Origin of the sequence: Ramlibacter sp. WS9, from assembly GCF_003797765.1 — a bacterium.
Classification (GTDB): Bacteria; Pseudomonadota; Gammaproteobacteria; order Burkholderiales; family Burkholderiaceae_C; genus Ramlibacter.
Map to the genome: position 1 here is coordinate 1 of NZ_RKMB01000057.1, position 11,960 is coordinate 11,960.

Consider the following 11,960-nt stretch of genomic DNA (forward strand, 5'->3'; position numbering starts at 1 on the left):
CGACATGGCGGGGCGGGATCGGGGCGGCGGGGCACTCTGCGCTGCGAATGTCCCCCGTCGCGGCAAGCCGCTCCCTCCTCCTTTATTTCGCTGCGCAGAGCGCCCCACCACCCCGATCCGGGAGACGTTGTGGGTATTCGACCGACGCGCGCCAACTGGGTCCCCCATGGATGCCGGGTGGCCGATGCGGCGAAATAAAGGAGGAGGGAGCGGCTTCGCCGCGACGGGGGACATTCGCTGCATCGGCCACCCGGCGTCCATGGTTGCGCACACGGTCGCCGTGCAGCGCTTCGATGAGATCAGACTTCGGGCGGCAGTGGGTCAAGCCCTGCATGCGGCACGAAAACTTTCATCAGATCTCCGGTCAGTAGTGGATCGAGTCCGCCATGACAGCCTGAAGCGTGCCTACTCGTGGGCCACCGGCTCCTTCGACCCGATCTGCAGCTCACGGTGCTCGCCGAGCTCCGGCCTGTTGCCGCTGACAGCGGCGCTGGCCATCTTGAACAGCTGCGTGGCCTTGCTCTCCTTCACGTTCCAGTACTCGGCGTGGTCGATCTCCACTTCGACCAGTTCCAGGTCCGGGTCTTCGGCACCGCCCGGAAACCAGGCCTTGTCGAGCGCGTTGAACAGGCGCTTCTTGGCGTCCATGTCCTCGCTCACCTTGGCGCGGCCGGAAACCGAAACGTAGCAGTCCTTTTCGGTGTCCGAATAGGTGACGCACACGTTGCCGTCGACACGCAGCCGCTGGCCCAGTTCGCTTTTCTTGCTGACGAAGAAGTGCAGCGGCTCACCCGGCTTGAGCGACTTGTTCTTCATGGTGAGTGGGTGCGCGTGCAGATTGCCGCCCAGGTGGCGATGCACCAGCATCGGAAAGCGGATGTGCTTGATGAGCTCCCAGAGCTCGTGCTGAAAGGACTTGTCTTGACTCATGCGTGGCTTCCTGTCGGGTTCCAAAACCCGATCATCGAAGCGGCGCGCTGCCTTACCGGTCGGCGGTTGCCGACGCGGCCTGTGCGCTTTCACCGACAACACGCGCCGTGGCGCGCGGGCGGATCCATTTGCGCAGGATGTGGCACAGCTGGTCGGGTTCGATCGGCTTGGCCAGGAAGTCGTTCATGCCCGCCGCCATGCACCTTTGCCGGTCTTGCGGCATCACGTTCGCCGTCACGGCAACGATGGGCAAGCCGCGGTGCCTGGCCATGCGCCGGATCTCCGCCGTGGCCGTGATGCCGTCCATCACCGGCATCTGCATGTCCATCAGCACCAGGTCCCAGGTGTCGTTCGCGAGCATGTCCAGCGCAATCTGCCCGTTTTCCGCGACGTCGACGACGAGACCGGCTTCCTCGAGCATGTGCGTCGCCACGATCTGGTTGATGTCGTTGTCTTCCACCAACAGCACGCGGGCGCCCGCGATCGAGGTGATATCGGCCAGGGATTCAGTGGCGGTGGTGCCCAGCCCCAGCTTGACGTTGCACCAGAAGGTGCTGCCCACCCCGGCATGGCTTTGCACGCCCACTTCGCCGCCCATCAATTCGGCGAGCTTGCGCGACGTCGCCAACCCCAGGCCCGTACCCCCGAACCTGCGCGTCGACGACATGTCGGCTTGCTGGAAACTCTGGAACAGCCGGCTCGCTTCCTCGTTTGTGAGGCCGATGCCCGTGTCTTCCACGGCAAAGCGCAGCACGACGCCTTCGTCCGAGCCCGGCAGCACAGCCGCCGAGATGACGATCTGCCCCGTGGTGGTGAACTTCACGGCGTTGTCGGCAAAATTGGCGAGCACCTGCGCCAGCCGGCGCCGGTCGCCGACCAGGCTCTGCGGCACGTCGGGGGCGACGTCGAGTGCGAGCGCCAAGCCTTTGGCCCTGCATTTCGCCGCAAGAGGCTGGGTGATGTCGGCCAGCAGGGACTCGATCGTGAACTCGATCTTTTCGATGCCGAGCCGGCCGGCCTCGAGTTTCGAGAAGTCGAGAATCCCGTCGATGATCCCCATCAGGTGCTTGCTCGAGTTCTGCAACTTGTCGAGGTAATCGCGCTGGCGCGGTGTAAGTTCGGTGCGCAGCGCCAGGTGCGACATGCCGATGATGGCGTTCATCGGCGTGCGGATCTCATGGCTCATGTTCGCGAGGAAGTCGCTCTTGGCCTGGCTTGCGGCCTCGGCGAGTTGCTTGCTCTCGCGCAGCCGTTCCTCCGTTGCCCGGCGCTCAATCGTGGCCCAGCAGCGTTCGACCACCTCCCGGACGATGGCGATCTCGGCCGCCGTCCAGTCGCGCGCGGTGGTCTGGTGCACTGCCATCATGGCGCGCAGCGCGCCGTTCTTGATCAAGGGGCAGGTGACGATCGCATTGATGCCGATGGCCTTGAACATGTCTGCGCCCTCGCCGGGTAGCAGTTCGGCCTGCACGTCCCGGATGATCAGCGTCTGCCCGCTTTCCAGCGTGGCCACGGCGCGCGCGCCGAAGAGCGACAGATGGTAGTTGCCCACGGTGCTGGCGCAGCCGTCGGTGTAATCGTGCAGGATGGTGAAGCGCTCTCCGTCCCCGTCAACGTCGGCGTAGGCGCAGCGCGACGCGCCCAGGTGCTGCCCCAGCAGGCGGGCGCTCGCAGCCATGATCTGGGCCGGGTCGGCGAGCGGGCGCGTCGCCTCCGACAGGTCGTTCAGGAGGCGGAAGTGTTTCTCACTCTCGCGTAGTGCCTGCTCGGCCTCCCTGCGGGCCGTGATGTCCTTGGCGACCCCCGCCAGGCGAACTACGCGCCCTTCGGCGTCGCGCACCTGGAAGCCACGCACGTGAATCCACCGCATGTCGCCGTCGGGACGCATCATGCGGTAGTCGGCGCTGATGCTCGGCGCATCGCGCGTCAGCGACTGGAAGGCGGCCTGCACCCGTTCGCGGTCTTCCGGGACGATGGCCAGGGCCCATTGGTCCGGGTTGGCGTACAGGCTTTCGCGTGGCCGGCCCCAGATCGTCTCGAAGGCGGGGCTGAGGTACTGCAGCTCTTTCATGTCCGGCGAGCGGAGAAAGAACACGTCGGCGATGTTCTCCGCGAGCTGGAAGAATTTTTCGTTGCTGTCGCGCAGTGCGTTCTCTGTCTGCTTGCGCTGGGTGACGTCGCGCTGGATGGACAGGTAATGCGTGACAGCCCCGCTGGAGTCGCGGATCGGGGTGACCTGGCGTTCCATGTCGAACGCGGTGCCGTCCTTGCGGTAGGCGATGGACTCGCCCGCGTAGGTTTCACCGCGGCGAAGGATCTCCTTCATCCGCTGCAACTCTTCGATGTCTGTCTTCGGGCCATGGAGCATGCGAGGAGTTTGTCCCACGGCCTCGGCGGCGGTGTAGCCCGTCATGCGGGTGAATGCCGGGTTGACGAACAGCAGGCGCGGCCCCGATCCGCCCAGGTGTGGCTCCGTGATCACGATGGATTCGGTCGATTGTTCGACTGCGGAGCCGAGCAGCCGCAGCGATTGCTTGCGCTCGGTCACGTTGCGGATCACGACGGCGATCTGCTTTTCCGGCAAGGGCGCCAGCCGCGCTTCGTAGTGCGACTCCTGGTCCTTCAGCACGGCCGAGTACTCGATGCTGACCGGCGCATTTTCCGCGGCGACGCGGGCGACGGCTTCGGCGAAGCGCGACGCCACGTCCTTGATCGGGACGTCCTGCACGCGTTTGCCGACCAGTTCATGGCGCTTGAGCATCAGGTCGCTGCAGGCGCCGGACTTGATGTCCAGGATCACGCCCGTGAGGTCGAGGCGGAACACCACGTCGGGAATGGCCTGGAAGACCGCGCGCATTTCGGTGTTCGCGTCGAGCAGTTCCTGCGAACTCAGGTCGAGCGAGTGTTCCAGCATTTCGCGATCGGCGTCGAACTCGCGATAGGCGTTGTTGACGCAACCGATGAAAGCCTGCCACTCCGCCGGAATGGCGAAGCCGTCGCCAAACTGCCGTTTGAGCTGGCGCTTGAGCAGGCTGTGCATCGCGTCCATCGTTCAGTTCTCCGAAAGCGCCGTGATGGTCATGGTCTGGTTGTGCAGTTCACACCGGGCGCCGGGGGTGAACGGGGAAATCTCGCCGTAGGAATAAAAGCCTGCCAGCGTGGCGCCTTCGCCCAGCACTTCGCGCACGGCTTCGACTTCTTCCTCGATGCGCTGTTTGAGCACCAGCTTGCGGCCCACGCAGCTGATCAGCAGCGCGAGTTCCGCGGTGCCCGAACCCAGGGCGGTGTGACTGGTGCGCGCCGCCCCCGTCGCGCCGTCGATGAGGCGGTCGAAGTTGGCCTTCATCAGGCGCGCATACGAACCTTCGGGAATGTCGCCGGCGAACGTCATGCTTTGCGCCGCTTCGTCCACCGACAGGATGGTGCGCACGACGGGCGTCTCGCCGGAGTCGTCGCGAATGCTCAAAGGGAACAAGAGGCCGGTGGAAGGAAGGCCCTTGGCGTGCTCCCCCAGGTACTGCTTGTACAAGCCGAGCGCGGACTGGCCGTCCAGTTCGTAGAGCACATTGGCTTTGGACCGCGTGACGAGCCGGTCCGGGCCGAAAGAGTCCCAGCCGCCCAGCGAGCCGAAGCCCACCTTCAGGCGCTGGCCATACAGGCCCAGCGCGGCGACCGCTCCTTCGCGTGGGGTGCCGGCATCGAACACCAGCGTCTTGTTGAACCGCGCGCCATCGCCCGCCAGCCCGCCGGTGAGCGTGACGCCTTCGGGCAGGTGCTTCATCAGGCCGGCCACGAAATCGCTGCCGTTGACCTTCAGCCCGTCGGACAGCACCAGCACGTGGGCCAATTGTTCATCCGCCCCCGTGGCCGCATCGCGCACGCTGCGGGGCAGTGCCTGCGCGATCGATTCGCCGGCCTGAAAGCTGTCGGGCGTGTGTGCAAGATCCACTTGCGCGCTGCGCAGCTGGGTGTGCTCGAAGTGAACGGCCGTCACGACCAGTGAATCGTCCGACACCTGCGTGCCGCATATCTCCCCGGCGGTTGAGCAGCCGAAGATATGCGCATCCGGATAGTCGCTGCGGATCGCGTCCCTCAGGTGCGCCTGCCCCAGCGCCGCGGGTGCGCCGAAGACGAGAACGAGCTGGGCAAGCCGGGCGACGCCGCTGGGCGAGGCGGGGATCCAGCCGGCTGTCTGGGTCCACATGCGCTGTTCGATATTCATGGACGTATCAGACCACCGGCGGCGCCCGTGTCCTTAGGGCAATTCCTTCATTAAGAAAACGCCCTAAGGGCAAATCGGCCGTACCTCGGCTATGAAGACTACGTTCGGGTTAACCCCAGCGGCTTTTGGCCGCTTCACCACATGATGAAACGGCGCTTGCGGGTTTCACCCTAAACCGTCAGAGCGCGTTCAGTTTCATGAAAGGCCCCGTTGGTTTCGCGTCAGAGCAGGGTCAGAGCCATCTTCAAGAATTGCTTCACGTGTCCATGTCGGGCACTTCAACTCCTGGAGACACACCATGGCAACAGTTCATCCCGCCCCGCGGCCGATGACGCCGGAAGAGAAGAAGGTGATTTTTGCCTCTTCGCTCGGCACGGTATTCGAGTGGTACGACTTCTATCTGTACGGTTCGCTCGCCGCGATCATCGCCAAGCAGTTCTTCTCGGGCCTCGATGCGGGCTCTGCCTTCATCTTCGCGCTGCTCGCCTTTGCTGCCGGCTTCATCGTCCGCCCGTTCGGCGCGATCTTCTTCGGCCGCCTGGGCGACATGATCGGCCGCAAGTACACCTTCCTGGTCACCATCCTGATCATGGGCCTGTCCACGTTCATCGTGGGCATCCTGCCGAACTACGCGACCATCGGGGCCGCAGCTCCGATCATCCTGATCGCGCTGCGGCTGCTGCAAGGCCTGGCCTTGGGCGGTGAGTACGGCGGCGCAGCCACCTACGTGGCCGAGCACTCGCCGCACGGCAAGCGCGGCGCGTACACGGCCTGGATCCAGACCACGGCGACGCTGGGCCTGTTCCTGTCGCTGATGGTGATCCTGGGTACGCGCACCATGATCGGCGAAGCTGCCTTCGCCGATTGGGGCTGGCGTGTTCCGTTCATCGTCTCCATCCTGTTGTTGGCCGTCTCGGTCTATATCCGGCTGTCGATGAACGAGTCGCCCGCTTTCCAGAAGATGAAAGCCGAGGGCAAGACCTCCAAGGCGCCGTTGACGGAGTCGTTCGGCCAGTGGAAGAACCTGAAGATCGTGATCCTGGCGCTGATCGGCCTCACCGCCGGCCAGGCCGTGGTCTGGTACTCGGGCCAGTTCTACGCGCTGTTCTTCCTGACGCAAGCGCTCAAGGTCGACGCCGCCACCGCGAACATCCTGGTCGCTGTTTCGCTGCTGATCGGCACGCCGTTCTTCATCGTGTTCGGCTCCCTGTCGGACAAGATCGGGCGCAAGCCCATCATCATGGCCGGCTGCCTGCTGGCCGCGCTGACGTACTTCCCGATCTTCGGCGCGCTGACCAAGGCCGCCAATCCGGATCTGGCCGCCGCACAGGCCAAGAACAAGGTCGTGGTGACCGCCGATGCCAGCGAGTGCTCTTTCCAGTTCAACCCGACCGGCACCGTCAAGTTCACCAGTTCCTGCGACATCGCCAAGCAGGTGCTGGCCGGCGCTTCCGTGAGCTACGAAAACGCGCCTGCAGCCGCCGGCGCGGCCGCCTCCATCAAGATCGGCGAGACGGTGATCCCGGGCTACACGTCCAAGGGCCTCACGCCCGAAGACGCCAAGAAGAAGGACGGCGAATTCAAGAAGGCCGTGGCCGACTCGCTGAAGGCCGCAGGCTACCCGACCAAGGCCGACCCGGCCAAGCTCGACAAGTTCATGGTCATCGTCATCCTGACTTACCTGGTGATCCTGGTGACGATGGTGTATGGCCCGATCGCCGCGATGCTGGTGGAGATGTTCCCGACCCGCATCCGTTATACGTCGATGAGCCTGCCGTACCACATCGGCAACGGCTGGTTCGGCGGCCTGCTGCCCACCACGGCCTTCGCGATCGTCGCGCAGACCGGCAACATGTACAACGGCCTCTGGTACCCGATCATCATCGCCGCCGCCACTTTCGTGATCGGCACGCTGTTCATCAAGGAAACCAAGGACGTGGACATCTACGCCAAGGATTGAGCCCACCCCCGAAGGGGCATTCTCTGAAGGGCCTGCTTGCGGGCCCTTTGTAGAGTGATTCAAACCTATCCGGAGACAGCAGCATGTGGAAAATCGGCGTCGGATTCGCGGTGTTTGCCGCCTTGGCAATGTTCGTGATCATCAAGGGCGGCGACAACATCGACATGGGCGGCGAAAAGCACGGCGCTGACGCGGTTCACGCGCCCGCGCCGGCGGCTTCGGCCGCACCGCCAACGAAGTAGCCCCGCTACGCGTAAGCCGGCTGCGGCTGGCGGGCTTGGGTGGGCGGCGGCAACAGGGCGTCCAGTGGGCTTGATGCACCGCCGGCCGCTACATCGGCCACGTGGGTGTAGATCATGGTGGTGCTCACGTCGCTGTGCCCCAGCAAGGCCTGCACCGTGCGTATGTCTGAGCCCGCCTGCAGCAAATGGGTGGCGAACGAATGGCGCAGCGTATGAACCGACACCGGCTTGACGATGCCCGCCGCGGCGCAAGCCAGCTTGATGGCACGTTCCAGCCGCTGCTCGAACAGATGAGGCCGGCGCTCGACACGGGTGCGCCGGTCCAAAGTCAAACGGGGCGCGGGAAACACCCAGAACCACTGCCAGGCCAGCCCCGTGTCGGTGTCCCCTGCGACAAGTGACGAGGGGACTGTCACGCCCGGCACGGCGCATTGCCGGTCATGTTGCCATAGCGCCCGCGCAGCCGCCAACTGGGTGCGCAACGGCCGGACCAGGCTGTGGGGCAACATTACCGCGCGGTCTTTGCCGCCTTTGCCATGACGCACCATGATGACTTCGCCCTCGAAGTCGATATCCATCACGCGCAGGCCCAAGCCTTCACTCAGCCGCAGACCGGTGCCATACAGCAGCCGCGCCAGCAGACCGGTGGCCCCGCCGATGCCGGCCAGCAGGGCCGCGACTTCGGAGCGCGTGAGCACGCATGGCACGCGGCGCGGCCGCACCGGCCGCTGAATGTCGTCGAGCCAACCCAGCTTGACCTGCAACACCTCGCGATAGAGAAACAGCAGCGCGCTGAGCGCCTGGTTGTGTGTGGACACAGCCACATCTCTTTGGGTGGTCAACATGGAGAGAAACGCTCGCACCTCGTCGGCGCCCATGTCGCGCGGATGCCGCAGCGGGCCCCGCCGGCCGTTCCAGCGGATGAAGAAGCGCACCCAATACACATAGGCCTGCTCGGTGCGCGCGCTATAGTGCCGATACCGCAAGACCTCGCGCAGCTGGTCCAGCAATCGAGGCGAAGGCGGGATGGGGGGTGCCGATATCATGATCAATTTGGATGCTGTATTTATTAACAGTATCACGTTGAAATCAAGTGTTGACAAGCCATCCAGCTTGAAAAGCTGCCGCTTCGCCGCGCCGATCGCGACTCTATTTCGCGAAATATCCTGTGCACGCCACGCTAGACGGCTGGCGACATTACGTTAGATTGCACGTGACTCGTCCCACCTTCGTTGCGCCCTCTGGCCTGACAGCCTGGCTTCCCATTGGCCGTCAGGCGCGGAATTTCTATCCCTGCCATATCGAAAACACTTCGTTCGAAGACGCGCTTAGCCTGTTCGGTGCGCGTCCGTCCAAGTTCAAGGCAACGAGAACGGCGCCAAGAGCGGGTCGGCACTTCATGCTCAAGTTGGCTTCGGGGAGGCACGCTCTAGTCACGAACTACGACGACTTTCCGAAAAGTATTGAGCTGTCGCTTGAACTCACTGAAGCTAGGGACGGAGAGGAAGTTGCCTACCTTTCAGACTTGGTGGAGATTCTGACCCCACTGCAATGCCCCATTCCCGACAAGTCTCGCGTCGGCTTTCCCACTTGGCGGTGAGAGTGCAATCTAACTTTTCAATCGACACGTACCCACAACAGCAGGAGGCGGCTCCGCCGCTCATGTTGGTGGTCCGGTCATCTTCACGTTATAGCGCGGGGTGAAGGTAGTGGTGCGCGAAGCTTTCACGCGATTGGCTTCGCACCGTATGGATGGTGTCAAGCGTTGCACATCACGCGTAGCGGCTCCGCTTTTCTGGGGGTCGCACCCTGGCACTCGGGTGAGTCAAGGCGCCGGCGCCCAGGCGTTTTGCCTGCCGACATCTCCGGCCAGGTCTTGCCGTTTGTTGGCCTTCGCGCCCTGGCCTCATCAAATCGGAGGAGGCGCAGCACTCGGGCGAGTTGGCTTGCCAGCATCCGTGAGGCAAACTATGGCCATGCGTATCGCGCGGCAAACAATGAGCACATGCACAAGGGCCGGCCTGCCCCATAACATGTCAATCGACACGGACCCACAACAGCAGGCTGCGGCTTCGCCGCTGATGTTGGTGGTCCGGTCATCTTCACGTTAAAGCTCATGAACGAGTTCGTTGCGATCGCCGCCACCGTCACAGCGCTTGTTGGTGCACCGTTCAGTATGGTTTGGTTTGGACAGGCGCGCGCGCAGGCTGCGCAGCCCTTCGGTTTCTTCCGTGTAGTGCTGCTTGTCTCGGTGGCGTGTGCGTTTGTGGTTTGGGCCGCAATGGCTTTCACGGCGACCGAGGGGCATTTGGCTTTGCAGGCTTGGTCGTCAGCTGATTCGCTGCGCTGGGTGGCTGCAGTACTTCTCGCATATGTGCTGTCTGGGCTGGTGCCTGCACTTGCAGGTTACGCGGTAGCGGTCAAACTGTCCCGGCGCGGTGCCCTTTTGTCGGCACTCGGTCTCGGGGCACTGAATGCCGCGCTGTACTCGGTTACCTTTGTGGCGGTCTCGTGCGCCGTTCTCTTCGCGTGTTAACGTGAGCCTTAACTTGTCAATCGACACGGACCCACAACAGCAGGAGGCGGCTTCGCCGCTCATGTTGGTGGTCCGGTCATCTTCACGTTAGACCGCGATGCCGAGACTGTTACGTGCGACCGAGTTGAGTGTTGCCCTCCTCGTCACTTGCAATCCGTCATGGGGGCAGCATCGCCCTTGCGGCGTGGAAGCGCTGACTCTTGCAGGCGACGCCATAGAGGTACGTTTCTCGTCCTCAACTGACTGGAACCTCTGGGGGCATCCCCTCGCGCCGGAGGTCGCTTTGCGAGGTGGGAAGCTCCTTCATTTCAAGCCGAACGAGAACAGCGTGGACGAACTCCCCATCAGGCTGCGAGGTGGAGAGGAGCTTGTGTTAAGTTTTCCGCACACGTCATGCAAACTCACCGCTGTCGTTGGAAAGACCTCCGCTGGTCTCTTCGTTCAACGTCATAGCTGGCTTGCGGGGCATTCTCCCGTATCGGGATCCGCCGAACTTGACTTTGTGCCAGTTGGGAGGAGTCATTGATGTGCTGTCGCGTTCACGAGCTGTCTAACTTATCAATCGACACGGACCCACAACAGCAGGAGGCGGCTTCGCCGCAAATGTTGGTGGTCCGGTCATCTTCACGTTAGCCAGCACATGAGCGACGTTTGGCACGTTCAATTCAGCGCCAAGGACTTCAGCGCAGCGAATCAGTTCTTGACGCGAAGTCTGTGGAAACGCCTACCGCATCGGTGGGCGGTTTCTGTGTTGGGCGGCACCTATTCCCTAATCTTCACTCTGGGTATCTTCACGCTGTGGAAAGTCGTTGAGGAGAGGCACGTGCCCTATGGTCGGTGGTTCGTGGGAATCTTCGCTACTGCATTTGTGGTTGGCTTCGTGGCGAATTCGGCCAGCCGACGGATCTGGGCGAGTGGCATGCAGCAGCTTTGGGGGGCGAACGCTTCGCCTGACATTGTTCGTCTCGATGCCAGCGCTGTAACTATTGAAGGTGGGATGGGACTTACGCAGTTGCCTTGGGCGATCGTTCAAGATATTGTGCGAGAGAAGCAATACCTCTTCCTTCCGTACCATGGCGTCGCGTGTCTCTACATTCCCGTAGCCGGATTTTCTACCCCTGCTGAATTCGAGGCGTTCGAGGCTAGAGCACGGGAGCTTTTCGCGAAGAGTCGTACTTCTAGCGGAGTGGCGGGCAATGCTGGCTAACTTGTCAATCGACGCGGACCCACAACAGCAGGCTGCGGCTTCGCCGCTTGTGTTGGTGGTCCGGTCATCTCTACGTTAAGACGCACCAAATGCAATCGCGTCACCATGGAGACCCAATGACTACTGATCTTGAGCGCGTTGAACCGGCGGTGGTAGCCGGCGCTCCTCATGCAGCAAACGCCGGCCAGTCCGTGACTTCTCTCGAGGATCGGTACAAGCCGACGAACGTTCCTCTTGAACTTGCGGTGACGCGGACGTCTCATGGAACTCACTTTCTTGTGTGGGAGAAGGTAGTCGCGTGGCTAGTTATGCTCTTAGGCACAGTGGGCCTTTTTGGCATCGCATACGCTGCGGGCACGGATTGGCGGCAGGTGTATGACCTGGTGAAAAGCGGCGCCGTTTCAATCTTTGCCTTTGCGCTTCCCCTCATGTATTTCGCCGCAGCGGTGCTGTTGGTGGCGCGCCGTAAGTGGGCTTTGCCGCTGTTTGTGGCGCATCTTCCGCTGGCCGTAATCTATCTCGCGTCGCGAACGGGCATCGAATCATTTAGCCTAGTTTGGTGGTTCGGCTATTTCTGTGAGGCGCTAGTAATCTGCATGTGCTTCAGGCTCTGGGCTCGGGGAGCCTTGCGATAGGGCGCGAGTAGCATCGCAGTTCGTCTTAACATGTCAATCGACACGGACCCACAACAGCAGGCTGCGGCTTCGCCGCTTATGTTGGTGGTCCGGTCATTTTTACGTTATAGGGCGGGGTGAAGGCAGTGGCACGCGAAGCTGTCACGCGATCGACTTCGCGATCTCACAAGCGGCGTCAATCGTTGCCATTCACTCGGATCGCTGCGCTTTTCTGGGGGTTCCGCCCTG

General features: G+C 62.7%; 9 protein-coding genes. 5 read left to right on the forward strand and 4 right to left on the reverse strand.

Translation table 11 applies throughout. From position 1 onward, the window contains the following. Positions 1–405: 405 nt before the first annotated feature. From EEB15_RS32410 to EEB15_RS32420, 3 genes are read right to left on the reverse strand one after another with little or no spacing between them, the layout of a single operon-like run. Positions 406–930 carry a pyridoxamine 5'-phosphate oxidase family protein gene (locus EEB15_RS32410; protein WP_141514124.1) on the reverse strand — a complete coding sequence of 175 codons (525 nt, stop codon included), beginning with the start codon at positions 928–930 and terminating at the stop codon, positions 406–408. A 52-nt stretch (positions 931–982) separates the two neighbouring features. After that, the gene (locus EEB15_RS32415; protein ID WP_141514125.1) at positions 983–3,979 is read right to left on the reverse strand and encodes a PAS domain S-box protein; all 2,997 of its coding nucleotides are present in this window, start codon (positions 3,977–3,979) and stop codon (positions 983–985) included. Positions 3,980–3,982: 3 nt separating this feature from the next. Next, complete coding sequence (locus EEB15_RS32420) at positions 3,983–5,152, reverse strand: FIST signal transduction protein (protein WP_141514126.1); 1,170 nt, start codon at positions 5,150–5,152, stop codon at positions 3,983–3,985. A gap of 298 nt (positions 5,153–5,450) precedes the next feature. Here EEB15_RS32420 and EEB15_RS32425 point away from each other — a divergent pair, with 298 nt between their 5' ends. Both EEB15_RS32425 and EEB15_RS34090 read left to right on the forward strand, forming a co-directional pair. Then, a complete protein-coding gene (locus EEB15_RS32425; protein ID WP_141514127.1) occupies positions 5,451–7,112 on the forward strand; it encodes an MFS transporter in 1,662 nt (553 codons plus the stop codon). Between the two features lie 83 nt (positions 7,113–7,195). Beyond that, positions 7,196–7,354, forward strand: a complete 159-nt coding sequence (locus tag EEB15_RS34090) for a hypothetical protein (RefSeq protein ID WP_199236694.1) — start codon at positions 7,196–7,198, stop codon at positions 7,352–7,354. A gap of 5 nt (positions 7,355–7,359) precedes the next feature. Here EEB15_RS34090 and EEB15_RS32430 read toward each other — a convergent pair whose 3' ends face one another. Continuing rightward, complete coding sequence (locus EEB15_RS32430; protein ID WP_370284079.1) at positions 7,360–8,403, reverse strand: integron integrase; 1,044 nt, start codon at positions 8,401–8,403, stop codon at positions 7,360–7,362. A gap of 1,067 nt (positions 8,404–9,470) precedes the next feature. On the opposite strand from EEB15_RS32430, the gene EEB15_RS32435 reads away from it, so the two are divergent. The 3 genes from EEB15_RS32435 to EEB15_RS32445 all read left to right on the forward strand — a co-directional run bounded on the left by EEB15_RS32435 (position 9,471) and on the right by EEB15_RS32445 (position 11,732). Beyond that, positions 9,471–9,890, forward strand: a complete 420-nt coding sequence (locus tag EEB15_RS32435; RefSeq protein WP_141514129.1) for a hypothetical protein — start codon at positions 9,471–9,473, stop codon at positions 9,888–9,890. A gap of 640 nt (positions 9,891–10,530) precedes the next feature. Further along, the gene (locus EEB15_RS32440; protein ID WP_141514130.1) at positions 10,531–11,097 is read left to right on the forward strand and encodes a YcxB family protein; all 567 of its coding nucleotides are present in this window, start codon (positions 10,531–10,533) and stop codon (positions 11,095–11,097) included. Positions 11,098–11,213: 116 nt separating this feature from the next. Continuing rightward, positions 11,214–11,732, forward strand: coding sequence for a hypothetical protein (locus EEB15_RS32445; protein ID WP_141514131.1), 519 nt, complete (start codon positions 11,214–11,216; stop codon positions 11,730–11,732). Positions 11,733–11,960 lie beyond the last annotated feature (228 nt).